At 48.1% G+C, this 25,017-nt stretch carries 23 protein-coding genes and 1 other annotated feature; of the genes, 15 read left to right on the top strand and 8 right to left on the bottom strand.

The features are described 5' to 3' along the window. Positions 1 to 22: 22 nt before the first annotated feature. Positions 23 to 1,117, top strand: a complete 1,095-nt coding sequence (locus tag BLV33_RS15090; RefSeq protein WP_090793193.1) for a ParM/StbA family protein — start codon at positions 23 to 25, stop codon at positions 1,115 to 1,117. Positions 1,118 to 1,123: 6 nt separating this feature from the next. On the opposite strand, the gene BLV33_RS15085 is transcribed toward BLV33_RS15090, so the two are convergent. The 4 genes from BLV33_RS15085 to BLV33_RS15065 all read right to left on the bottom strand — a co-directional run bounded on the left by BLV33_RS15085 (position 1,124) and on the right by BLV33_RS15065 (position 6,618). Continuing rightward, complete coding sequence (locus BLV33_RS15085) at positions 1,124 to 2,527, bottom strand: GerAB/ArcD/ProY family transporter (RefSeq protein ID WP_090793188.1); 1,404 nt, start codon at positions 2,525 to 2,527, stop codon at positions 1,124 to 1,126. A 252-nt stretch (positions 2,528 to 2,779) separates the two neighbouring features. Continuing rightward, complete coding sequence (locus BLV33_RS15075; protein WP_171909168.1) at positions 2,780 to 3,967, bottom strand: Ger(x)C family spore germination protein; 1,188 nt, start codon at positions 3,965 to 3,967, stop codon at positions 2,780 to 2,782. A 1-nt stretch (position 3,968) separates the two neighbouring features. Continuing rightward, positions 3,969 to 5,630, bottom strand: a complete 1,662-nt coding sequence (locus tag BLV33_RS15070; protein ID WP_090793178.1) for a spore germination protein — start codon at positions 5,628 to 5,630, stop codon at positions 3,969 to 3,971. Between the two features lie 145 nt (positions 5,631 to 5,775). Continuing rightward, positions 5,776 to 6,618 (bottom strand): non-homologous end joining protein Ku, encoded by an 843-nt coding sequence (locus BLV33_RS15065; protein WP_090793175.1) that lies wholly within the window; start codon positions 6,616 to 6,618, stop codon positions 5,776 to 5,778. A gap of 183 nt (positions 6,619 to 6,801) precedes the next feature. On the opposite strand from BLV33_RS15065, the gene BLV33_RS15060 reads away from it, so the two are divergent. The 5 genes from BLV33_RS15060 (at position 6,802) to tsaD (ending at position 10,114) form a co-directional block, all read left to right on the top strand. Further along, complete coding sequence (locus BLV33_RS15060; protein WP_090798952.1) at positions 6,802 to 6,984, top strand: hypothetical protein; 183 nt, start codon at positions 6,802 to 6,804, stop codon at positions 6,982 to 6,984. Positions 6,985 to 7,093: 109 nt separating this feature from the next. Then, a complete protein-coding gene (gene tsaE, locus BLV33_RS15055; RefSeq protein WP_090793170.1) occupies positions 7,094 to 7,585 on the top strand; it encodes a tRNA (adenosine(37)-N6)-threonylcarbamoyltransferase complex ATPase subunit type 1 TsaE in 492 nt (163 codons plus the stop codon). After that, on the top strand, positions 7,582 to 8,481 hold the full coding sequence (gene tsaB, locus BLV33_RS15050) for a tRNA (adenosine(37)-N6)-threonylcarbamoyltransferase complex dimerization subunit type 1 TsaB (RefSeq protein ID WP_090793167.1): 900 nt from the start codon (positions 7,582 to 7,584) through the stop codon (positions 8,479 to 8,481). Before tsaE ends, tsaB begins: the two co-directional genes overlap by 4 nt. 1 nt (position 8,482) lies before the next feature. Continuing rightward, complete coding sequence (rimI, locus tag BLV33_RS15045) at positions 8,483 to 8,986, top strand: ribosomal protein S18-alanine N-acetyltransferase (protein ID WP_090793163.1); 504 nt, start codon at positions 8,483 to 8,485, stop codon at positions 8,984 to 8,986. Between the two features lie 123 nt (positions 8,987 to 9,109). After that, positions 9,110 to 10,114: a tRNA (adenosine(37)-N6)-threonylcarbamoyltransferase complex transferase subunit TsaD gene (gene tsaD, locus BLV33_RS15040; protein ID WP_253187241.1), complete on the top strand. Its 1,005-nt coding sequence runs from the start codon at positions 9,110 to 9,112 to the stop codon at positions 10,112 to 10,114. A gap of 586 nt (positions 10,115 to 10,700) precedes the next feature. Here the strand turns inward: tsaD and BLV33_RS15035 are convergent. Continuing rightward, entirely contained in the window at positions 10,701 to 11,483 is a 783-nt protein-coding gene (locus BLV33_RS15035; protein ID WP_090793157.1) for an alpha/beta fold hydrolase, read from the bottom strand. Between the two features lie 143 nt (positions 11,484 to 11,626). Beyond that, positions 11,627 to 11,909 (top strand) — a binding site (T-box leader). Between the two features lie 475 nt (positions 11,910 to 12,384). On the opposite strand from BLV33_RS15035, the gene BLV33_RS15030 reads away from it, so the two are divergent. Next, entirely contained in the window at positions 12,385 to 13,935 is a 1,551-nt protein-coding gene (locus BLV33_RS15030) for a 2-isopropylmalate synthase (protein ID WP_090793152.1), read from the top strand. A gap of 981 nt (positions 13,936 to 14,916) precedes the next feature. Here BLV33_RS15030 and BLV33_RS15025 read toward each other — a convergent pair. After that, the gene (locus BLV33_RS15025; RefSeq protein ID WP_090793148.1) at positions 14,917 to 16,860 is read right to left on the bottom strand and encodes an ABC transporter ATP-binding protein; all 1,944 of its coding nucleotides are present in this window, start codon (positions 16,858 to 16,860) and stop codon (positions 14,917 to 14,919) included. Between the two features lie 184 nt (positions 16,861 to 17,044). Here BLV33_RS15025 and BLV33_RS15020 point away from each other — a divergent pair, with 184 nt between their 5' ends. From BLV33_RS15020 to groL, 8 genes are all read left to right on the top strand, one after another. Then, positions 17,045 to 17,647, top strand: coding sequence for a 5-formyltetrahydrofolate cyclo-ligase (locus BLV33_RS15020; RefSeq protein WP_090793145.1), 603 nt, complete (start codon positions 17,045 to 17,047; stop codon positions 17,645 to 17,647). 69 nt (positions 17,648 to 17,716) lie between these two features. Beyond that, complete coding sequence (gene moaC / locus BLV33_RS15015; RefSeq protein ID WP_090793142.1) at positions 17,717 to 18,211, top strand: cyclic pyranopterin monophosphate synthase MoaC; 495 nt, start codon at positions 17,717 to 17,719, stop codon at positions 18,209 to 18,211. Between the two features lie 40 nt (positions 18,212 to 18,251). After that, positions 18,252 to 18,755, top strand: coding sequence for a molybdopterin adenylyltransferase (gene mog / locus BLV33_RS15010; RefSeq protein ID WP_090793140.1), 504 nt, complete (start codon positions 18,252 to 18,254; stop codon positions 18,753 to 18,755). After that, positions 18,745 to 19,752 carry a molybdopterin-binding protein gene (locus BLV33_RS15005; protein ID WP_090793134.1) on the top strand — a complete coding sequence of 336 codons (1,008 nt, stop codon included), beginning with the start codon at positions 18,745 to 18,747 and terminating at the stop codon, positions 19,750 to 19,752. Before mog ends, BLV33_RS15005 begins: the two co-directional genes overlap by 11 nt. A gap of 44 nt (positions 19,753 to 19,796) precedes the next feature. After that, entirely contained in the window at positions 19,797 to 20,126 is a 330-nt protein-coding gene (locus BLV33_RS30460; RefSeq protein ID WP_090793131.1) for a twin-arginine translocase TatA/TatE family subunit, read from the top strand. A gap of 27 nt (positions 20,127 to 20,153) precedes the next feature. After that, positions 20,154 to 20,912: a twin-arginine translocase subunit TatC gene (tatC, locus tag BLV33_RS14995; protein WP_090793128.1), complete on the top strand. Its 759-nt coding sequence runs from the start codon at positions 20,154 to 20,156 to the stop codon at positions 20,910 to 20,912. 205 nt (positions 20,913 to 21,117) lie between these two features. Beyond that, positions 21,118 to 21,399, top strand: coding sequence for a co-chaperone GroES (gene groES / locus BLV33_RS14990; protein ID WP_090793125.1), 282 nt, complete (start codon positions 21,118 to 21,120; stop codon positions 21,397 to 21,399). 87 nt (positions 21,400 to 21,486) lie between these two features. Further along, positions 21,487 to 23,124 (top strand): chaperonin GroEL, encoded by a 1,638-nt coding sequence (groL, locus tag BLV33_RS14985; protein WP_090793121.1) that lies wholly within the window; start codon positions 21,487 to 21,489, stop codon positions 23,122 to 23,124. Between the two features lie 330 nt (positions 23,125 to 23,454). Here groL and BLV33_RS14980 read toward each other — a convergent pair whose 3' ends face one another. Together BLV33_RS14980 and BLV33_RS14975 are read right to left on the bottom strand one after the other, a co-directional pair. Then, entirely contained in the window at positions 23,455 to 23,709 is a 255-nt protein-coding gene (locus BLV33_RS14980) for a transposase (RefSeq protein WP_171909167.1), read from the bottom strand. A gap of 69 nt (positions 23,710 to 23,778) precedes the next feature. Then, on the bottom strand, positions 23,779 to 23,958 hold the full coding sequence (locus BLV33_RS14975; protein WP_090793114.1) for a hypothetical protein: 180 nt from the start codon (positions 23,956 to 23,958) through the stop codon (positions 23,779 to 23,781). Positions 23,959 to 25,017: the final 1,059 nt, after the last annotated feature.

Raw genomic sequence — 25,017 nt, 5'->3', positions numbered from 1 at the left:
GGTATAACACAAGGAGGAATATATGATTAAGCTGGCAGGAATTGATATAGGTAACGACAGCATAAAGCTGGTTCTTGATGGATCCAGAGAGCCCTTGGTAATTCCGAACATTGTGGCTCCGGGATATGAAAGGCATATTTTACAAGAAGAAGATTCAGCGCTCAATGCGTTGGATGTGATGATACATAGCCATGCATTGGCGCAAAGCAATCAACGTTATTTCGTAGGCGTGCTGGCGATGGAACATGAAGATAATGTAGAGCTGGAAGAAAGCGATAATAAGGCACTTTCCGAACAGGCGCTGATCGTCGCGCTAACGGCGCTGGCTTATCAAGGTCTGATGAGCCAAGCCTACAATAGCGGAAACTATGGCAATACCGATGAAATTGAATATTTTCTCGGCACCGGCCTTCCGGTTCGCGCTTATGCCAAGTACAATCAGCAGTTCGAGCAGCGTCTGGTCGGCGAGCATGAAGTGACATTCCTTTCAACGCCGCAGCTGAAGAACCGCAAGATTAAAGTGTGCATACGCAAATCCGTGATTTCCATAGAAGGCGCGGCTGCGTTGTTCCATCTTGCCACTCACGACAGCTTGCAGGTGAAGGATGAAGAGATTTATTATGGGGTTATCGGCGTGTGTGAGATTGGCGCGCTGACCACCGATTTCCCGGTGGTGAAGCGGATGGCCATCGACAATCATTTTAGCCACGGTGAGCAAATCGGCATAGCCACTTACCTGGACTCGATCATACGCGACGTTGAGGATGCATATGGGTATGCGTTCCCGAGCCGGGCGAAGCTGGTGCAGCGAATCAAGAATCGGGAATATACGATTCAGCTTGTGGGAGAAGGCCAGGTCGATATTCGGCCGATTGTTGATCTTTACTTCCGCAGAGCCGCTCAGCGCATGGTCGAAATGATCAAAAAGCGCTGGAGAAAGTACCCGGATATCCAGTGCTTCTATGTGATCGGCGGCGGTGCAGCTGCGCTTAAGCCTTACATCCTTGAGTCGGCTGGATCGATGAGGCTGCGGTTTGCTCCGGACAGCGAGTACCTGAACATGTACGGATATCTGAAGGTCGCCAAAAACCGGATGAACCAAAACACTCCGCTATAACTGTTCTTACATATTCGTGTCTGCGCTTGCTGCAGGCACGTTTTTCATTTTCTCGATTTGCTTCAATTTAGTAACCTCCCTGTAGGTCGACCAAATCAATAAAGCTTGACATAACAAATATCCTGCTGCAAATGCAAAACCAAGAGATGGGCGGGTACGGCCATAAAAAAGCCCAATAGCTGCGAGAATGAAGCTAAGCGCCAATAAACCGTTGCTGATCCGCAGCCAGCTCTTGTAAGAAAGGCGGGACAGCCACGACCCGGGAGCCTTTCCTGTACTCGTTTTAGTTGTAGGGACAGTTTCACTGCGCTGTTCATTCTCGGAAAGCTGCCGCTTGCGAGTTCGAACCGCGATCATCAAAATGATCATCACATAAGGCTGATATCCAAGCGTAATGACAGCAGAGCTATAGTTGGAGTAAGAGAAAAGATCCGTTGCACTTTGAAAAGAAAACAGAGATGTGATCGCTACAAATAAAGCGGCGGGCTTATTGAAAATCGGATAATTTCTCTCTTTCAGCAAGCTGCTGATTCCGATTAATAAAGCGAGATAGGCAGTCAACATTTTGCACATGAGCGTCGGGTACCAGACGATTAACATGATCAGATCCAATCTGTCCAGAAAGTCAGTAATTTGGACCATTTGCGCGAGATTGAAACCCGGATATAAGAAGTTGCCCGGCATCTTGGGACCCAGTACCATGATAATCATTAAAGTGCTCGTAATAAGTAAACCAGTACCCAGGAAAGCACCATGACGGATTGAGGAGCGAATCTGATTGGAATTAGACAAAGTGTGCAAGAAGGCGCCAAGCACAAAGACGTCTCCGGCTCCGCCAAAGGCAAGAAAATTTCCTTTCAAAATGTTCAGAGGCGGCATGCTGAGAGCAGGTCTCAGGAGTCCCGGAGACATTTCATTGGATAAAAGAATCGGCATCATCGCAATGGAAACAAAAAACAGCGGATAGAAAATATCGTTGACCCGCGCAGTAACCTCGATGCTTGTTCTTCCGTAGTACATAAGCACTAGGCATGGCAGTAAAGTCAAGACTTCAAAAGGGGTTCTCTCCAATAAAATGGTAGAAGTAAATTTGGAATATAAGGAAATATCACGCATAAGGATCATCCAGAAATGGAACAACATCAACACATTTATGAAGGTGCCTCCCCATCGTCCCAAAAGCAGCATGGAAATTTCAAAAATATGCTTCCGAGGGAATCTCTTCGCTAAATAAGCGAAAAAAGCAGCAATAAGAAATATGTAAATCATCGGTATCAAAAAGCTCAACCAAGCATCTGATTCACTGATCCGAATCAATACGTTTTGCAGGAACATCATACCGACGCTTGAAATGATTGAAGCTGTCAGCCAACCAAGCTGCCTTTGATTCAGAATCTGTTCATGGTCCATAAGCCCCTCCGTTTCTGCCCCAAGGCTAAATCCCAATTATCCGGATTACCCATGGGGAAATTGTATTTGTAAAAAAATGCGCAGGCATGGGAACATTTATGTGGAATTGTCTGCAGATCAATAATACCAATGTAGTGAGGCAAATAAGCCCGTATAAGATTTTCCGGCTAGTTTTGCCTGCTTGCAGTTTTGGCAAATCTTTAAGGCATGTGAAGAACATGACGAAAGCAAAACTGGTTACAAAAATGCTGTTCATGGCATCTCAGCCTCCTCTTTTTTTATTATGTTTTGATTGATCAGTCCCGTTTCTGTAATCGAGGTATTCAGGTGGATAGAAATTGTCGCTTTGCTGAACAGCTCCCGCCAATTGTTCTTCAAGCCTTGCCTCCATTCAAGAGGATACTTTTCCCTGACCCTCATGCCAAATTGAGCGGAATCTGTTTGGCTTTCCTGCATTTGTTTTATAGCTTTTTGCATATATTGTTTGGCATAGGAGGAAAATTTGCTTTCCACATTCTGCAGGGCAGAGGCTTTGTTTAAGTCTTGCCCTGAGAAATCCTCTCTGACTTTCCCATTTAATTGGATGTCGACATCAAAGGAAATTTGACCGTTGTTCAGAGTTGGAGTCACCCAGCAATGGCCATCGACGACTCGAATACTGATTTCTTTTTTTTTTTGCATCGGAAAAGTGATCGTGCTGTCCATGATTTTATTTTTCAACCAAGTCAGAGCAATCGCGGATTCATCCTGGTAAGCTCCAACCATTCTATCACCCTGAAATTGCGCATAGCCGATCCATTGTATTTCTTCGCTTGGATTTTTGCCTTTTTGGCTTTTGGCCAATTCCATGTAGGCGATGACGGGATCACTTCCCATGCTGAGCGTTAAGCCAACGTCCTTCGTCGATAATCTCATGGTCAATGGAGGCTTGGCCAGCTCGCGAATTGCTTCAGCCGAGAAGCGTTCAAATTTAGGCTGAGCATTGAGCAGTTGATAACCTTTGCCCTTGGCTACAACCAAAAAGGAGCTCATACGGCTTTCGGCTATCCGGGGAATTGAATCAAACATTGGATAAATCCCTCGTTGCCTGGCAGCAGCTTCTCCGATCACAACTATTCGGCGGTGAGCTAGATTAATCTTCCGTGAGGTCCTTTTTTGCAACCGGTTTGTGGCGTCCCTCACAGTGGTGCCTACTTCTGAATCTACGTAAAAGCTTTTCTTGCCGGCTGTGCCTCCGCCGCCGCCGGTGGCGCCGCCCATTTGCCCCGGAAGCGCCATCAAAAAAGAGATACGCACATTTCCATCATCTTCCAAATCAATGGCGGTGGATATCACGTAAGCAAGGTCGTTGGTTTCGGTCCGATCCCAGCAGCCGCTTAGTAGAATCGGCAGCAAAGCCAGAAGAAACAAATGCCGAATCAAGATTCTTGAAGACCGCATTCTAGTTGTCCTCCTCCTCGCTGGACTTGAACTTATGCAGGATGTCATCACCAGACATTCCGCCATCTTGAGAGATATGGCTAACCATCTCCGCGTCCATTCTCTGAGTATCCTGAACGGGCAGGAAGGCGGGACGTTCTATCATTTTCCACAATGGCGCACGAACGGCTACATCTTTGAGATCTCCCATAGATAACGGGCCAATGGGTGACAAATACGGTACGCCGAATGAGCGCAAATTGGCTAAATGTCCAATCATGATCATCATGCAAATAAAGATACCGTAGAGCCCAAAGAGGGCTCCCCCAAATAGAACAGGAAAGCGCAGCATGCGAACGGCAATCGCTCCGTTAAAGCGGGGTATCGTAAAGGAAGCGATACCGGTAATGGAAACGACAATGACCATGGGAGCAGATACGATGCCAGCCTGAACGGCGGCCTGTCCAATGACAAGGGCGCCCAAAATACTGACCGCAGAGCCAACAGCCTTAGGCAGCCGTACCCCTGCTTCGCGCAATGCCTCGAAGGTAATCTCCATAATCAGGGCTTCAACAAACGCGGGAAAGGGAATCGCCTCTCGAGCGGCTGCAACACTGAGCATGAGAGTGGTGGGCAATAAATCCTGGTGAAAAGTAGTGATGGCTACATACAAGGCAGGAGTGGTTAGAGACAGGAATAAAAATAAATAGCGCAGCCAACGAAGTAATGTGGCGACTTGATACCGTTCGTAGTAATCTTCGCTTGCCTGCAAAATCTGTACAAACACGAAAGGAACCAAGAGAGCGAATGGGGTCCCGTCTATGAGGATGGCAACTCTTCCCGCAAGCAAGCCGCTGGTAACCACATCAGGACGCTCCGTGTTTTGTATTTGTGGAAACGGAGAGTAGGCGTCATCCTGAATCAGTTCTTCAATATAGCCGGATTCCAAAATACCATCGATGTCAATCCTCTGGATCCGCTTGACGACCTCTTCCACCATAGAAGGCATCGCTAGGTCATCCAAATACACGATGACCAGACTAGTATTGCTTTCCCTGCCTACGGTCATCGATTTCATCTTCAGCCGAGGTGTCTTGAGCCTTCGGCGAATAAGCGAGGTGTTGGTGCGCAGGTTCTCCACAAAGCCTTCTTTTGGCCCACGCACAACACTCTCTGTATCCGGTGGTGCGACAGCGCGCTTCTCTGGTCCGCGCATACCCATGAGGATCGCTTTCGTATTGTTCTCAACGATCAGACAGGTATCCCCGCTAAGCACCCCTTGAAGCAGATCCCCGAAATTATCTGTGACTTGCGTTTGCGATACGGGAAGTATGTTTCCCAGGATCCGCTCAATGTCAGTTTCATCATCGCCCAGGACCATTAATGTCTTCATAGCTTGATTAACCAGCTCGGAGTTGACAAGGCCGTCGACAAGCACGAGCAATGCAGGCACGGCTTCATCTATTTGAAATTCCCGAATGACCACGTCCGAGCAATCGTCGAACAGCTGTTTCAGAAATTGGTAATTAGCATCCAGAGACGGGGATAATGAAGTTTTCTTAAGCTCTGCGATGAAATGATAATCCAAGGCATCTGCTGCCTCTGAAGGGGCGTTTTCCTGGCCTTCTCCTTGTCCGCGAAAGCGTAAAATAAGCTCCAGCAGTCCCTTTTTTGCGAATGCCATCCTGCAGCCACCTCCTTATCGAGGATTATTTTCCACAAAAAAACAAAAATTTATTACAACAACAAAAAAAGAGCCAATCCCGGCACATCAGCGTGAATACAATCACGCTATGACGCATGGGGGTCAGCCCTTCTCAAGAGCAACGTTATGACACAGTTTCTTGCGGTTTTTCCTTTTTCGTTTTGGCTCTTGGCTTTCGGGCGGCAGGTTCGTCCTTTTCTTTCTTGGTTGCATCAAGACTAGCCTGCAAGGCGGCCATCAGATCAATGACATTAGCCCGATGCGGTTCCGGAGCGGTCTGCACCTCTTCGCCTGCGACTTTATGTTCGATAGCTTCCAGCAGCCGGCCGCGGTATTCATCCTTGTACTTTTCCGGATCAAAGGTCGTGGATAGCTGCTCAATGAGCATTTTGGCCATATCCAATTCACGTTCCTGGACATTGACCTTTTCCGGTAAATTGGGCACCTGGGTAATGGAACGAATCTCGTCCGGATAAAAAATAGTTTCCATCGCTATACAATTCTCAATGACTCGGATCGCAGCCAATGAGCTTTTGGAGCGGATCGAAATTTTGGCAATGCCGATCATCCCCGTTTGACGCATCGATTCCAGCAGCAGATTATAAGCGCCTGCACCTGTTTCCCCTGGAGCCAAGTAGTAGGTTTTTTGGAAGTAGATCGGGTCAATGTCAGTCAAATGAACAAAATCGAGAATTTTGATCTCTTTGTTCGCCTCGCCGTTAACCTGTTCAAGCTCCTCTTTTTCGAAAAGCACAAACCGACCCGGTTCATATTCATAGCCCTTGGAGATTTCCTCCCAGTCGACTTCTTTGTCACACGTCTGGCATTTGCGGATATAGGACAAAGGGGTAATACAGGTCTTATGGATATAACGCATGGAAATATCCTTATCTTCCGTAGCAGAGAACATCTTGACGGGTACATGGACGAGCCCAAAGCTGATGGCACCTTTCCAGACGGTATGCATGAAAAAAGCCTCCCTCATTCATTAGTCCTTTCGGATTAGTATATCCATATTAGGTGCTCGGTATTCGAAAAAAATACAGGAATGGTTTTAAACGGGGCGGAGAAAATAATCAGAGTGAAACAGGCAGCAACAAAGGAGGTGTCTAAGCTGGAGAAGCTTGAAAAAACGAAACCGGTGTCTAAGTTGGAGAACTCTGTAAAACCGCAGCAGGATCACAATGTTGAAGGCAGGGATGAGCACTTCATCGATATTGACCGAATGGTCAATGAAGGCTTGGGGGGAGGCTATGTAACCGAGAATAACGGACTTATCGATGCCTCCACCACAGATACTATGGATGATGCGGAATCGGTACTGGAAGAATAAACGTTGAAGTTATTGAGCTTTGATGGAGCTTGATAACTTTTTTTGTGTTTCCTTAAGTTGCTAAGGCACTTTTGCGCGGCTATAATAGGGGAAATAAGAAATTGAAGGAATGAGGAAGCTGGATAAGGCGGTCTATGGATACAAATCCTCGGGTGAAAATGAAACCGAAAATCTGGCTAAACAGCTTTCCTTGTTCCTGACTCCAGGCACTGTGCTAACTTTGGATGGTGATTTGGGAGCGGGTAAAACCAGATTTTCACAAGGGCTCGCCAGAGCAATGGGGATTACAGAAATCGTAAACAGTCCCACATTTAACATTATTAAGGAATATGAAGGGGCGCAGCTTCCCTTTTATCATATGGATGTTTACCGCATAACGCAGGAGGAAGCCGAGGATTTGGGGTTGGAGGAATACTTCTATGGGGAAGGAGTTACCCTCATCGAATGGTCCAGCCGAATCGAAAATTTACTGCCGGTGGAGCGCCTTAGCTTGACCATTGAGCGAATGGGTGAGCAAGAGCGATTATTTCACATTGTACCGCATGGAGAAATGTATCTCAGCTGGTGCCGGAAAATGAAGGAGAACGGAATTTTACAATGACCGATATATTGAAAAATAGTGCCGCAGCCTACAGACCGTTACTCGCTATAGATACCTCCACATCGTCTTTGACCGTGGCCGTTTTGGAGAAGGGTAAGTCTCTTGGAGAGCTGAGTACGTACGCGGACCGAAATCATTCCATAGGACTTTTGCCGAACATCGAGGAACTGTTGGCTTCATTGGCCTTAAAACCGAAAGAATTGCAAGCGATTACGGTAGGAAAAGGACCGGGATCTTACACGGGAGTCCGGATTGGGGTTACCGCAGCCAAAACGTTTGCCTGGTCATTAGGCTTGCCTTTAATTGCCGTTTCCAGCCTGGAAGCCATGGCGCTTGGCGGGAAGAGCGCTGGGGCGAAAGCCGTGGCTGCTCTCGACAGCAACCCAAATGTGATTCAGGATAGAACCACCTGGTTCATTCCACTCATGGATGCCCGGCGACGACAGGCATTTACAGCCATTTATGAGAGCCGCGGCAAGTGGAATCCCGAGGAAGCAGCGGATGACCATTTCGATTTAAACAACCACTGGAGAGTTTTGATTCCAGATACCATTCGGGTGATGGACCCATGGCTGGAGCAAATCGCGAATCTGGCAGATGATGCTGGGTTGCGGCGAAATGTTTCCGGGAAAACGGAATGGGGCGCTCCTGCTCGCCTTGTTTTTGTAGGTGAGACAGAGGGCTTTGCCTCGATGCTTGCCAACTTTGATGAGGAATGGATAGGTGAAGTTTTAGTGGTTCCCCATTTGTTATCGGCTGTGAATATAGGTTTGCTGGCCTATCCGAAATGGTCACAAGGCGAACTGCAGGAAGTTCATACCTTTGTTCCAAATTACGCACAGCTGACAGAAGCGGAAGTGAATCTGTCAGCCAAATCACAGAAGGGGGAAGATTGAAATGGAGCAGCAGCATTTTCAGCGGCCGGAGTCTGCTCTTGAATTTCGATCCATGCGATATGAGGATATTCCCCATGTATGCGAAATTGAGCAGGAGGCCTTTGCCACACCTTGGACCTCGGGTGCTTTTCATAACGAACTCACCAACAATCAATTCGCCCATTATATGATTCTGGATATAAGCGGTGAAGTTGCCGGTTATGGCGGTATGTGGCTCATCATGGATGAAGCCCATGTCACCAACATAGCCATTAAGAATACGTACCGGGGACAGAAGCTCGGAAAGCGCCTGCTCCAAGAGCTCATGCGGACGGCAAGCTATCTGGGTGCAAAGCGCATGACGCTTGAAGTCCGTGCATCCAACCATATTGCACAAAGCTTGTATGATAAGTTAGGCTTTGCTTCTGCGGGCATACGCAGAGGCTATTATACCGATAATCGGGAGGACGCGATCATCATGTGGACCGACCTGCCGAAGTACAGAAGGGACAGTCCGGAAGACTGAAGCGCAAACACTATGAAGAATGAGCGTAATGATACCAGGCAGGACGAGCCTGTTAGGAACAGGAGTAAGGATAGACGTGACGAGCCCGCTAAGAACGGGAATGAGGATAGTCAGGACGAGCCTGTGTATATACTCGCTATTGAGACAAGCTGTGATGATACCTCTGTGGCCATTGTTGAAAATGGCCGCATTATTCGGTCCAACGTGGTTTCCAGCCAAATTGAGACCCATCAGCGCTTTGGAGGTGTCGTTCCGGAGATTGCTTCGCGTAAGCATGTGGAGTCCATAACCTGGATCCTTGAAGAGGCTGTGGATCAGGCACAGGTTTCGCTCCAGCAATTATCAGCGATAGCCGTCACTCAGGGACCGGGATTGGTGGGCTCTCTTTTGGTTGGGGTTATGGCCGGCAAGGCACTGGCCAGTGCACTGGGACTGCCGCTGATCGGCGTGCACCACATTGCCGGGCATATTTATGCCAATCAGCTGACGCATGATTTGGAATATCCGTTGATCGCCTTGGTTGTATCGGGCGGTCATACGGAACTGATCCACATGGAAGCCCCGGGCCGCTTCCATATTATCGGCCGCACCCGCGACGACGCTGCCGGAGAGGCTTACGACAAGGTGGCACGGGCGATGCACCTTCCCTACCCGGGCGGCCCGCACATGGATCGGCTCGCCCACGAAGCCGAGCACGCGGTGACCATGCCGCGTGCCTGGCTCGAGCCTGATTCCTACGACTTCAGCTTCAGCGGATTAAAATCCGCTGTACTGAACGTAGTGAATCAGGCCAAAATGCGCGGTGAGGCCGTGCAAACCGCGCAAATCGCCAAAGGCTTTCAAGAATCCGTAACCGAGGTTCTTGTCGAGAAAGCCAGCCGCGCCGTCCGTGAATACGGAGCGAAGCAGCTGCTCTTGGCCGGCGGTGTCGCGGCCAATCGGGGGTTGCGCAGCAAGCTCGCGGAGCGCTGCGCCGAGCTGCAGGTGCCCTTGCTGCTGCCCCCGCTGAGCCTATGCACAGATAATGCAGCTATGATTGGCGCAGCTGCATTTCTGAAATGGGACAAGCGGGAGTACGCCGCGCTTGATTTAAAAGCAGAGGCACAGCTCGATTTGGAGCAGTGGTAGCTTGCGATGAGCAAGCCTCTCCAAAGAGCCATTGAGCCCCTTGAAGCGCAATAAGTAGCAAAACATGGCTAATCTGCTTGCCACCAAATTTTCTTTTCTAACTATGTACTCTAATTAGGAATCGGATACTGCTGTCTACCCTGCTACCTGTAAAAAGTACATCTCATTTTGCAGGAATGATTCTTTTTTGGACAGCTAACTGCAAAATGTACAGTTATTTTCTGCTTTTTTTGATTATTCGGAGGTTTTGACTCGAATTACCTGCAGGTTTTATACTTACATCATCCAGAATCACGATTGTTAGAGAAATAACTGTATGTTTTGCAGTTACTCACACATGATTTCAAATCCGGGGAACATTTGAAGAAATAGTTACCTTAGATGAGTGCATAGTCAGAACAATCGTTCATTAACAAGCAGGATAGTTGAGTTAGCGTTGGAATATAACGAGTTTCTTTTAAAAGAAGGCGAAGGGTGAAATAAATAATAACGGGGGAGCCTGTCAAGGCACCCCCGTTATTATTTTTGATCCCAGTATAACTTTGAAGGTTACGCCGACCATATTGCGATGCATCCTTAATTTGTATCAGTCTTCGAAGAATTCCTGCAACACGGGTGCCAGGGCTTCCGGTCCTGCAGAGTGATTCTGACCTTCCAGGATTCGAACTTGCCCATGTGGAAGGGCATCCATGACCGCTTTTCCTGCTTGGCGCATCCAGGAAGGGCTTGTCCCACCGACTATCAACAGTGCGGGAGCTAGGATAGTGTTGATTCGCTCGGTCGGCAACGAGCCATACCCAACGATCGTGAGGTCATACACGAGCGTATGCGCCAGACCTTCAAGAGAAGGCCACATCGGAGCGTTGCGGAATTGGGCAACAACCTCGCTAGGTATCTCCACGACCTTAGTCATGAAGAATTCGAGCGCATCCCCCCGGCGGCCTGAAGCTATCAGATCATTTACGTGCGGCGCAAACGATATTCGGGGACGACTGTCGACAACATTAAAAGGCGGCTCGAACAACGCCAACTTTTTGATATTCAGCCCGTAAGCTGCTGCTTCAAGCGCGAGAATTGCACCTGAGGAGAGGCCGAACACATTCGCTGCTCCACCAGCCTCCAAGATGAGAGCTTGCAAATCTTCGATCTCACGCTCGACCGCATAGGGCGACGTGTCTCCGCTCGCACCACGACCCCGTCGATCGTAGGCGAACACGGTAAAATTGGCAGATAGGAGTTCTGCCAGCGGTTTGCCTACTGGCGGGGTGTTTCGATTGTTCAATGCACCCCCTACCAAGATGATCGACTGTCCATGGCCAAACTTGTCGAACGCAATAGTCGTACCGTCCTTTGAACGTACTGTTTGCATCGATTCTCCTCCAAATCCAGCATAATTTTAACACCTTAATTTTATCATTTGTAAATGGTGGAGGTTTCTTATGGATTGCTAATATCAACGTTTGACGTATTGACATCGAATGAAACGCATACTATAATCATGTACAATATCTAATAAACGCTATGAATGGGATCAGTAAGGAAGATGGATTTCGTGCAGAGAGCTGCGGGTTTTCTAAAGCGGACAGAGGTATCGTCAACTTTAGGAATAGGTGCAACGCAGTCGAAACATCACCTGAACTCGCCTTGGAGCGGTAAGGCCGAAGAAATGGATCCATGCGATCTCTCTCTGTAGGTCTTGACGGTTGACCCTCGTGAACGGGTGCATGAGCGGATTCAGGGAAGCCTGAATCAACTAGAGTGGTACCGCGGAAGGCTGTAGCCTGTCGTCTCTTTTTATAGAGATGGCAGGCTTTTTTGGTTGTTCTCGTATTTAGGAAGGCGTAACGCTTATCCTTGATACTCAAAAACATATAACAAACGCAAAGATCAAGAGTAGTAAAGGCAATCCCAACAGTACAGAAAGCTGCGGGTTTAGTTAAAGCGAACTACGTAAAGTAACATAGTCAGCTTTAACCAATGGATGCGACGCAGACTGCAGGGGCCTTGAACTCGCTTGGGAGCGGTAATGCTGAGCGGCTAATTGGCGGTTAGGCATCAACGGGTAACCTCCGTGATCGGGTGACTCTCGCCGGATAAGGCATGGATGCATGAATTTGTCCATTCGGATGCCGTCGGTGAGAGTCTAGAGCGGGCTCGCATCGTCGAGCCAACAAGAGTGGTACCGCGCCAGGTTGAACAACCCGTCGTCTCTTTTTATAGAGATGGCGGGTTTTTTATATTTTAAACCACTATAGAGGAGGAAATTGAACATGGAAAACAAACGCATTCGCATATTTGATACGACGCTCAGGGATGGAGAACAGGCACCGGGAGCATCGCTCAATCCGGAAGAAAAGATTCGCATTGCCAAGCAGCTTGCGAGGCTCGGTGTGGATACGATAGAGCCGGGATTTCCAATCTCGAGTCCTGGAGATTTTCATGCGGTTCAGCAAATTTCCAGAGAGCTTCAAACCGTTGAGATTTGCGGCTTCGCCAGATCGATCAAAGCGGACATTGACGCAGCAGTTAGAGCGACACAGGATGCAGCACAGCGCCGTCTGCATTTGTTCCTCTCTTCCTCGGATATTCATCTTGATTTTCAACTGCGCAAGTCCCGTCAGCAAGTCGTTGAAATGGCAAGAACCATGGTCGCCTACGCCAAAAGCCGCGTCGATCGAATTGAATTTTCGCCGATGGATGCAACACGAACCGGAGAAGAGTTTTTGTTTGAAGTGCTGGAAGCCGTTATTGCCGAGGGCGCAACCATCTTGAACATTCCCGATACAGTCGGATATGCGATGCCGGAGGAATATGGCAGGATGTTCCGCAGAGTTCGAGAAGGCGTTCGTGGTGGTGAGAATGTCGAATACAGTGCGCATTGCCATAATGATTTGGGGCTGGCGGTTGCCAATAGTCTGTCGGCGATTGCTGCCGGCGTTACCCATGTAGAGGTTACAGTCAACGGTGTTGGGGAAAGAGCGGGGAATTGCTCGCTGGAGGAACTGGTCATGGCTATTGAAACCCGCAAGGAAACCATGGGTGTGGAAACGGGCATTGTAACTCAGGAGATTTTCAACACTTCGCGAATGATCAGCAGAATCATGCATTTTCCAATCGCGTTTAACAAGCCCATTGTGGGACGTAATGCTTTTCAACACGAAGCGGGTATCCACCAAGACGGTTTACTGAAAAATCGAAACACCTACGAAATTATGGATCCCGAAAAACTGGGCATTCCCCGTTCCATGATCATTTTGGGCAAGCACTCCGGCCGACATGCATTGAAGCATAGGGTCACCCAGTTTGGCATAGATCTAAATACGGAAGAGCTTGAAGAACTGTACATTCGATTCAAGGCAAAGGCCGATGAGCAAAAGGTCGTAACCGATGATCAGCTTATGGAGCTTGTCGGGTCTACCGCAGATGGACAAAAAGAAGCTTACACCCTTGTTCAAATGCAAGTAGTGAGCAGCAGCGATCGCAGCAGGATGGCATCCGTAACGATCCGCAACAATCAAACCGGCGAGGAGCACATTTACTCCGCAACGGGGGATGGTCCGATAGAAGCAATTGTCAACAGCTTGAAGCAGGCCATTCCGATGCCAGTGGAATTCTCGGACATGGAGCTGCAATCTTTATCAACTGGGGAAAAAGCAACCGGTGAAGCAGAGGTCACCATCACCGTCAACGGACAAATGTATAAAAACTCCAGCATTGATCAAGATGTGCTGTTAGCTGTGGCTAAAGCCTTCGTGTCCGCATGCAACCAAGCCGTCAGAGTGCAAAAGACAGCCGTTCTTACAAAATCGGCAACCTCGTAAAGAAAATTGAGATGTGAGTAACTGATGCAACTTATGCACACCCCCTGTGGATATTGTGGATAAGATTTGCTGTAAGCATGTGTATGAAGGGATTGTAAATAACTATGAAAAAGGATAACTTTTTCATGGTTTTGTGGAAAGTGTGTATAAGTTCGATGTCAAGAGGTGATTGTTAAAGTTTGTTATGTACCTGTCTAGTGGGGAGTCTTGATTCTCGACAGAATCATGCGCATTGTCGAATTGTAGATATCTCAGAAAAAGCTTTTTAGGCTTTTCACTTTGAAAAAGCGACTCGAAAGACCACGGTGGTGGTGGTGGTGGGCAGTCATTCGAGAAAAGCGGCTATTTCGTGCTGACTAGACATTTATTTATGAACAACAGTCGGTCCAAATTATGTAGGATTTACATTTGGTTCTATAGAAAGCAGGCATGTTGGCAATTTAGATGCAGGTATTGCATTTCATCCTGTTGCCCCCATGCATGTCTCTCTCACAAACAACCCAAATTCGGCTGTACAAGGATGCTGAGATGCAAAACCTACATCTAGTTTCCTGATTTGACCTGTAAATGTGCTGCTGAGATGCAAAACCTACATCTAAATTTCCGAAATCGTTGGAAATTAAGGAAGATTGGCTACTTGGGATGTAGGATTTACATTTGGTTCTATAGATAGCAGGCTTGTTGGCAATTTTAGATGCAGGTAATGCATCTCATCCTGTTGCCTAATGTAACTCACTGGAACCAGGTGCATTTCTGCACCATATTTCGATCAAGCTTCTAAAGTAGCTGGAGCCAGGTGCATTTCTGCACCATATTTGGTTCAAGCTTCTAAAGCAGCCGGACCTAGGTGCGTTTCTGCACCTTATTCCAGCAACTCTGCAGTTCGACCTTGAATTAGGTGCATGTTTGCACCACAACCACACAGCCAAAGCCCCCGTACCAACAAGATACGGGGGCTTTGCTGTGTGAGCTGCTGCAGCTTCAAGACAGGAGGGCTTCCCACTCCTCGTAATAGCCCTGCAGCTCGGTCTTTTTGTGCTCGGCGGCCGTCGTTTTCTCCTGGACGAGCACATAGTTATTGTACACGGCCGGATCGGCCAGTTCCGCCTCGAGGGCGGCCACTTCGTCTTCCAGCCGGGCGATGTCCAGCTCCAGCTGCTCCAGCTTCCGCTGGCGGCTGCGCTCTTCGCGCTTGGCGTCCTTGCCGGCGTTTGCCCCGCCTGTTGCAGAGGCGCTTGCTTGCGCGCCATGCGAACCGACCGCTTTCTTCGCCGCTTCCTTTGCAAGGCGGGCTGCCTCGATCTCCGCAAGCTCGGCTTTCTTGTCCACGTAATCGTCATAATTCCCCAGATAGCCGGTTATGCCATACGGTGTCAGCTCGAGCATGCTTTCCGCCATTTTATTCAGAAAGTATCGGTCATGCGAGATGAACAGCAGAGTTCCTTCATAGTCCATGAGCGCGGATTCCAGAACTTCTTTGCTGTACAGATCCAGATGGTTCGTCGGCTCGTCGAGAATCAGTACGTTTGCGTTTAGCAGCATCAGCTTGGCGAGAGACACTCTGGCTTTCTCCCCGCCGCTGAGTGCCGCTACTTTCTTGAACACATCCTCGCCGCTGAACAAGAAATTGCCGAGAACGGTTCGAACGCGCGCTTCCTCCAAAGTCGGATACTGGTTCCAAACCTCATCCAGCACGCTGTTAGCGGGGTTCAGCCCGGTTTGCTCCTGATCGTAGTAGCCGATCTTCACATTCGCGCCCCACTTGTAACTGCCCCGGTCCTGCTTATGCTGTCCGATTAGTGTTTTGAGCAGCGTCGATTTCCCGACACCGTTAGGTCCGATCAGCGCTGCGGTTTCACCTCGCTTTAATTGAAAGGATACGTCTTCGAGCAGCCGTTTCTGGCCCTCATAGGAGAGCGCCAGTTGCTCGACCTGCAGAACTTCCTTGCCCGTTTGCTGCTCAATCTCAAAGGAGAAGGAAGCGCGCTTCAAATCGCCGAGCGGCTTATCCAGACGGTCCATCTTTTCCAGCGTCTTGCGGCGGCTTTGCGCCCGTTTGGTCGTAGAGGCACGCACGATATTGCGCTGTACAAACTCCTCCAGCTTCGCTATCTCATCCTGCTGTTTTTCAAATTGCTTCATCTGCGCTTCAAACTCGGCTTCTTTAATCTCTATAAAGCGGGAATAATTACCCGTATATCGGCGTGAGGAGTTCCGTTCAATCTCATAAATGGAAGTGACCAGCGCATCCAGAAAATAGCGGTCATGCGATACGACAAGAATCGCGCCCGGATAACTGCGCAGGTAGCTTTCCAGCCAGGTAAGGGTGGGGATATCCAGATGGTTGGTTGGCTCATCCAGCATGAGCAGGTCCGGCTCTTCCAACAGCATTTTAGCCAATGCAAGCCTGGTTTTCTGTCCGCCGCTGAGTGTGTTCACGGGTGTGCTTGGGGAGAATTGGCCAAAGCCCATTCCATGCAAAATCCCGCGAATACGCGCTTCAATTTCATACCCGCCATGCTCTCGAAACCATTCCGACTTGACAGCATATCGGTTCATTGTCGATTCGTACAATTTCTCATCCTCAATGAGCTTGGGATCGGCCATAAGCATTTCCAGCTCTCGCAGCTCTTTTTCCGTGTCCAGTAGAGAGGTGAATACGCTGAGCAGCTCGTCCCAAATGGATTTATCCGTGTTCAACCCGCTGTTTTGGCGTAAATATCCGATCTTGGTTTCCTTGGCCTTGAACAGGTTCCCGCTGTCATAGGAAAGCTCGCCGGCAATGATTTGCAAAAGCGTGGATTTACCCGCCCCGTTCACACCGACGAGACCAATTTTCTCACGATCCTCGATCTGCAGGGTTATTTGGGAAAGTATCGTTCGAACCCCATATCCTTTGGACACGTTGGATACTTGCAAAAGCATGTGGAAGTGCCTCCCTCGACTATCATTTACATGAAGCATTAATTCACAAGTATACACTATTGTACAGGCAGATGTGTAGGCGGTAGTCCTGTGCATTCGGTTGTATAACCTGGAAAAAGTATAGTTTTTCAACTCCATATGATAAAATGAAAAAAACCACTCTCCAGGAAGGGCATGGAAGCGAATGAACATCCGAGAGCGAAAAATCGAGCTGCGCCAGGAAATCGAAAAGAAACGCGCATTACTGACCGCTGAAGAACGATCCGACAAGCAAAGGATCATTAATCAAAAGCTGGTAGCGTTGGCCAAAGAGCGGATATTGCCGCTAACCGTGTTTACCTATATGCCCTTTCGTTCTGAGCCGGATGTCACTCCTTTTATGGAATGGTGCTGGAAGGAAAGCATTCGTGTACTTTTGCCCAGAGTGATCAAAGAAACCCGCAGTTTCGTTCTGCATGCTGTTAACGGGTACGGCGAAATTGAGAGCAACTCATGGGGGATCAGAGAGCCCAAAGTGGACTTGCCAATGGAGGATCAAATTTTATCGATTTCGATGATTTTGGTGCCAGGGCTTGCTTTTGACACGGATTTAGGCCGTTTGGGTTATGGCGGAGGTTTTTATGACCGCTTCATGCAGTTATATAGCTCGCGCGGCCTCGACAGGCCATACTCGGTCGCCGCAGCTTTTGATGTGCAGGTTGTCCCGGAGGTTCCAGTTTCTTGGCATGATTTTCGGCTGGATGGCTTGATCACGGAATCCTTGAATTTGCAGCAGCCCAGTCGTTAAGCGCATAAATGAAACATGGCAGATGCTTACGAAGTAAGTTTTCTACGAAAACTCTAAGGAGGCGAGTTAATGGAATCTACCTCTGATTTAACCCATTTTAATGAACAAGGACGCGCCCGCATGGTCGATGTCTCGGATAAAGCGGCAACGAAGCGTTCCGCCACAGCTACATCCATTATTACGATGAAAAGCACGACGCTGGAGCTTATCAAGCAAGGAAAGCTTAAAAAAGGCGACGTTCTGGCCGTAGCGCAGGTTGCAGGTATTATGGCCGCCAAACGAACTTCAGAGTGGATTCCCATGTGCCATCCGATTGCTCTGACCGGCGTTGATATTCAATTTACCGACAATGGTGAAAATGAGTTATACATAGAAGCTACTGTCCGCACGACCGGGCCTACAGGCGTAGAAATGGAAGCCTTGACCGCCGTATCTGCGGCCGCTCTAACCGTTTATGATATGTGCAAGGCTGTGGAAAAGGATATGGTGATCAGCTCTACGATGCTGCTCGCCAAGACAGGAGGTAAAAGCGGAGATTTTTACAGAAAAGAAACACTTTCTTAATCTATTTTTGTTAAAGTAAAAGAGAGAAGAGGTGAGTTTGATGCGCTGGAAGGTTGCGATTCTTACCGCAAGTGACCGCGGTTTTCGAGGGGAACGGGAAGATACGAGTGCACAGGTAATCCGTGAGCTGGTGGAAGAGGAGCTTCAGGGCGAGGTCATCGAGTATCGGGTTGTTCCGGATGAGATGGATGAAATTATGGCCTCATTGATAGAGATGACGGATTATTACCAAGCCGATTTGATTTTGACTACTGGTGGAACAGGGCTTGCGCCTAGAGATATAACACCGGAAGCGACGCTCCAGGTTGTTGATCGTGTAGCTCCGGGATTCGCTGAAGCCATGAGGATGTATTCAATGCAGAAGACGCCGAGGGCTATGCTGTCACGCGCAGTTGCCGGCATTCGGGGGCGGACGCTGATCATTAATCTGCCTGGCAGTCCGAAGGGCGTTCAGGAAAATTTGATGGCGATTATCGACCAGCTGTCTCATGCCCTCGGCATCCTGACCGGCAGCAAGGAAGGGGATCATCCTGATGAAACATGAAACGATGCTGCGCGAAGTGAAGGTTGAAGATGCGGTGGGCATGATCCTGCCGCATGATTTGACGCAGATTTTGCCCGGCGAATTCAAGGGCCGGTTGTTTCGTAAAGGACACCAGATTCAGGAGTCCGATATCCCGGCTTTGCTCAGCATAGGCAAGGAGCATATTTATGTGATGGAGCTGCAGCCCGGCTATCTGCACGAGGATGAAGCGGCCTTGCGCATGGCTGAGGCTATTCGCGGGGCGAATGTGGTTTTGACGGAGCCGAATGAAGGCAAAGTCAATTTGAAGTCGGCGATCCAGGGGCTGGCGAAGCTGAATAAAGCTTTTATCGACAGCGTGAATGCTGTGGATCAGCTGGTGCTGTCCACAATCACCACGAACAGTGTTGTCCAAGCAGGGCAATCGATTGCGGCTACTCGGGTGATTCCACTGATCGTCGAGGAAGCCAAGGTCGTGGGTGTTGAACTGCAAGCAAGGGAGCTGCAACAGGAGCAAGTGAGCTTGATCGAGGTCAAGCCGTTCCGCAAGCTGCGGGTGGGTCTGATCACCACCGGCAGCGAAGTGTTCAAGGGCCGCATTCAGGATAAATTCGGCCCGGTTGTAAGAGCGAAGGTCGCAGCGCTGGGTTCGGAGGTGATCGACCAGCATTTAGCGCCGGATGACAGTGAAATGATTGTTCACCATATTCGCGCTTATGTGGAAGAAGGCGGCGTGGATCTCATCCTGCTGACCGGCGGCATGTCGGTTGATCCCGATGATCGGACACCTGGAGCCATACGGCAAGCTGGTGCGCGCATAATCAGCTATGGGACACCGATGCTGCCAGGATCGATGCTGATGATGGCCTATTTGGGTGACATCCCCGTAATGGGATTGCCTGGATGCGTGATGCATGATCCGTATACTTCGTTTGATGTTTTGCTGCCGAGAGTGTGCGCGGGAGAAATCATCACGCGTGAAGACATTACGAACATGGGCTATGGCGGGCTTACTTAAAATAAGATGGGGGAGTCAGGACTCCCGATTAAGGTGGTGACACCATGCTGCAAAATATTGGCTTCTCTGAAATATTATTAATCGGTATTGTTGCGCTCATTCTGTTTGGACCGCAGAAGCTGCCGGAAATCGGCAAAATGGTCGGTAAAACGTTGAATGAGTTCAGAAAAAGCGCGCGCGGACTGCTTGAAGAGGTGAAGACAGAGCCGCCAAGAGAAGCTCCTGCCGAACTGGTGGAGAAGCTGCCTTCATCTGAACCGGTGGTTGTTCCCTCAGAGCTTCCAGCGCGAGCAGACACAGCTTCGGATGCTCCTACCGAGGTAAAGCCTGAGCCGTCTCCTCCGAGAAGCGATCCAAGGCGTCTGCCGGATTGAAACTAGCAAGAGTAGGGTTGGTGAAACATGTCTACGAATGATGAAATGTCTTTGGTGGATCACCTCGGTGAGCTCCGCAAAAGGATTATGTGGATTTTGCTCGTACTCGTGGCCGGTATGATCGCCGGTCTAATCTGTGCGCGGCCGCTGATTCGCTATATGAAAAGCATCCCGCCTGCAAGCGGCATCAGCTGGAGTGTATTTTCACCCTGGGATGCGCTTAAGCTGTATATGAATTTCGGGCTGGCGATTGGCCTGCTGGTCACTTTGCCGGTGATCTTTTACCATCTGTGGGCATTCGTAAGGCCGGGGCTTCGTCCCATCGAGCAAAAAGCGTCAATCATCTATATCCCGGGCGCCTTTGTGCTGTTTCTGGCTGGCCTGGCTTTCGGGTATTTTGTTGTGTTTCCGCTGGCTTTTCATTTCACCTCCTCCATCAGCAAAAGCCTGGATATTAACGAGTTGTATGGGGCTGCTCAGTATTTTTCTTTTATGTTCAATATCATCATTCCGTTATCGATTGTGTTTGAATTGCCGGTTCTCGTGATGTTCCTTACGAAAATAAGACTGCTCAATCCAAAGCGCCTGCAGAAATTTCGACGCTATGCGTACATGCTGATGGTCATTCTGTCGACTGTGATTACACCGCCGGATGCCATCTCAGCGATAATGGTCGCTATTCCCCTCATTGTTCTGTACGAGATCGGGGTGCTCTTATCGTCCAGGATCTACAGGAAGCAGCAAAATCAGGACGCTGCATGGGAACAAGAATACGGAGCCAAATAAAACAGTCTGATCTTGTACACTTGGAATATTTGTCCAACTGATGGATACAATGAGAGAGGTACAAAAAAGTTTGAAAAAAGTGTAAAAGGACTTGCAAAATACAGCCGAAATGTTTATCATAAGAATTGTTGTTAGCACTAAACGCATACGAGTGCTAATAACCAAAAATTTCACAAGAACCATATTTGAAGGAGGCTATTTTTCCATGATCAGACCGTTAGGTGATCGCGTAATCATTGAAGCTATTGCGAAAGAGGAGACTACTGCAAGCGGCATCTTGCTGCCAGAGACTGCAAAAGAAAAACCGCAGGAAGGCAAAGTTGTTGCTGCGGGAGCAGGCGTTTTGAAGGATGGAGTGCGTGTTCCGCTTGAAGTCCAAGAAGGCGACCGTATCATTTTCTCCAAATATGCAGGCACTGAAGTGAAATACGAAGGACGCGAACTGTTGATCTTGCGCGAAAGCGATATTCTCGCTGTATTAGCCTAATCGATTGCAGGTATAGAGTCCGCAGCAAGCATACTTATGGATCCGTTTCACCTACTTACCAATTACTCTTAGGGAGGTTTCATTTTCATGGCAAAAGAAATTAAATTCAGTGAAGACGCACGCCGCGCAATGCTTCGTGGGGTCGACGCTCTTGCTAACGCAGTAAAAGTAACACTCGGTCCGAAGGGCCGTAACGTAGTTCTTGAGAAAAAATTCGGAAGCCCGCTTATCACGAACGATGGTGTGACCATTGCGAAGGAAATCGAGCTTGAAGATGCTTTTGAAAACATGGGCGCTCAGCTGGTTAAAGAAGTAGCAACCAAAACAAACGACGTAGCCGGTGACGGTACGACAACTGCAACGGTTCTTGCCCAAGCTATGATCCGTGAAGGTCTGAAAAACGTAACTGCAGGCGCGAACCCGATGGTTATCCGCAAAGGGATCGAGAAAGCCGTTAAAGCAGCAGTAGAAGAGCTTCAAAGAATCGCGAAGCCTATTGAAGGTAAACAATCGATCGCTCAAGTCGCTGCTATCTCCGCAGCTGACGACGAAGTAGGCCAACTGATTGCCGAAGCTATGGAAAAAGTAGGCAAAGACGGTGTGATCACAGTTGAAGAGTCCCGTGGATTCATCACCGAGCTCGAAGTAGTAGAAGGTATGCAGTTCGACCGTGGCTACGTTTCCCCTTACATGATCACAGACACAGATAAAATGGAAGCCATTCTGGAAAATCCATATATTCTGATCACAGATAAGAAAATCTCCAACATCCAAGAAATCCTTCCGGTTCTGGAAAAAGTGGTTCAATCCGGCAAGCAGCTTCTGATCATTGCTGAAGATATTGAAGGCGAAGCACAAGCTACGATCATCGTGAACAAGCTTCGCGGCACATTCACTTGCGTAGCTGTAAAAGCTCCTGGCTTCGGTGATCGCCGTAAAGCTATGCTGCAAGACATCGCTGCTCTGACTGGCGGTCAAGTGATCACTGAAGAGCTCGGCCTTGAGCTGAAATCCACGACACCTGATCAATTGGGAAGCGCGCGTCAAATCCGTGTAACCAAAGAAAACACCATCATTGTGGATGGCGCTGGCGACAAAAAAGACATCGGCGCACGCATCAAGCAAATTCGCTCACAGTTGGAAGAAACAACTTCCGATTTCGATAAAGAAAAGCTTCAAGAACGTCTTGCCAAGCTTGCTGGCGGTGTAGCTGTCATCAAGGTTGGAGCTGCTACCGAAACTGAGCTGAAAGAGCGCAAGCTTCGCATTGAAGATGCTTTGAACGCTACTCGCGCAGCGGTTGAAGAAGGAATCGTATCCGGCGGGGGCACAGCCCTTGTGAACGTCTATAGCGCTGTTGCAGCAGTAGATGTATCTGGTGACGAGAAGACAGGTGTAAACATCGTTCTACGCGCTCTGGAAGAGCCTGTACGCACGATTGCTTCCAATGCAGGTCAAGAAGGCTCCGTTATTGTTGAGCGTCTTAAGAAAGAAGCTGTAGGCGTAGGCTACAACGCAGCTACCGGCGAATGGGTTAACATGTTCGAAGCAGGTATCGTAGATCCGGCTAAAGTAACCCGTTACGCGCTGCAAAACGCAGCATCTGTAGCGGCTATGTTCCTTACAACCGAAGCGGTTATCGCTGACAAGCCTGAGAAAGACAAAGGCGGCATGCCAGATATGGGCGGCATGGGCGGTATGGGTGGAATGGGCGGTATGATGTAAAAAAGGGTTAAATCCCTTATGTATCAAGGGTTTCCTTAACTGGAACACCCGATTGACCACATTTTGACCACATCGTGTTGGATTAGAGGCTTCTCATGAGTTTGCCGAACTTGTGAGAGGTCTCTTTTTTTCGTGCAGCGCCCGAAATAAAGAATATTGGTATCTTAGATCTGTAATAGTCACGGTATAACCTAAGTTTTCTAGTCGTCGAACTGCGTACTTTACAATAGATTGTTGCTTTTGTTTGTCAAAATAATCTTCACTAAGTCTACGTACATTTCCTTATGAGTTAAGATATAGAAGGCAATTCTTAACATAGCATAAGCACATTTACTGCTGCTCTTTTTTACCATTTCGTGCTGCTGTACGTCTGTACATGGCACCGAGATAGTTTTTTGAAGCTGCAACGGAATGTGCTGCTTCGATTAAAGCAGATTTCAGATATTTGTTTCCGATTTGGCTTTGGAAGATTTCCTTTTTTTTTGCACTTTCGTTATGTCCAGGTAACAGTTCTGCCCATGAACATAAAAGCGCAGAACTGGGAAACTGCTTCTTAATATTAGTCCCTTGTGTGATAGAGTTCAAAAATACAAATACTAGGAGGACTTCCGGTATTGATCAGTAGGGTTTATGAACGGCTTTCATGCCGTCAGCTTATCGTTTTGTTCCGTCCATCGCCATAGCTTTTCCCAAAAAGTGAGCGATCTTATCACCCATGATGGCGCAAATCATCCCCCACGCCTCAGGATCGATAAGTGATCCAAAAATCTCCTGGTAATTCTCAAAGTTGTCCTCCATGATGAAATCGTGGTGATCTATCTGCCAAGGAACCAAGCCTTCCCCTTGCCTTCTTTATCAATCTCGACAGATGTGAGACATTCGATCTTATGCAAATAATTCAGCAGATTCTTCTGATAAGAAATTGATGAGTCTTATAAACGGTAAATAAATGTTGCAGTTTTAACCGTTTCTCAACTTCCTGTATTGGGCGGCGACATCATCCACAAAGTGAACGAGTGGATCGCCCTCGAAGAGTCGCGCAGACGTCCTTCATAATTTCCTCCAATTTATCACGCAAAACGCTGATAACAAAAAGGTGTTACAAGAACATCATATGTTGCATTGCAAAATATTCCGTTTAATTTAACCACGTCCTTCTGAGGGAATATCACCAACCTCTGGCTGAAGGCGTTCGATTCCTGGGAACTTGTTTTACAAATATGTTGGACCTGTGCTACCTATCCAGAATTGTTTGGAAATCGAGGATTTGTGTATGACGAGGAATGCATAATAACCTATGAGGAAGGATCCTTTGAAATCATTCGTTTAACAGTCTACTTTTTCTTTCTTCTAGTGGTACCAACTCATTGGGGACTTTACCTTCGCCATGGCCGAACCAAAACCTGTTGAGACAAATATCTTTTTCAACGAGTACACATCCCTTCAGGAACATTTGTTCTAATTAAATGGTATCATGAAATAAAGAAACATCAATATCGTTGAATCTATTATTAGAAGAGTATAAAACACCCGTTTATCAGAAACGTCATTAATTTTCGAGCTGGTACTTCCAAACAATCATTTTCTTTATTACATCTTCTAAATTTTGCTGGGCCGTACGCAGGCACGGTATTACTTTGGAGGAATGGGCTGCAGATTTTAGAGATTATATCGAACGAATTATTGAAGTAATTCATCGATCTGATACATTCAATGATGTAACCCAAACTGCATCATCAGTAGACTGTGTAATTAAGATTTTAGGTGAACTTGGATTAACGGGTATGGAGAGGGTACGTAGAATCTAATTGGACAAAAAGCCAAATGGTTTCTTGATGGATCCGTTCGAAGACTGGATTAGAATTTTTATACCAAAGGAGATGCCGCGGCGTC

Source organism: Paenibacillus sp. GP183 (genome assembly GCF_900104695.1).
Classification (GTDB): domain Bacteria; phylum Bacillota; class Bacilli; order Paenibacillales; family NBRC-103111; genus Paenibacillus_AI.
The sequence above is the reverse complement of the archived record's forward strand: the minus strand, read 5'-3'. Positions and strand labels throughout refer to the sequence as shown.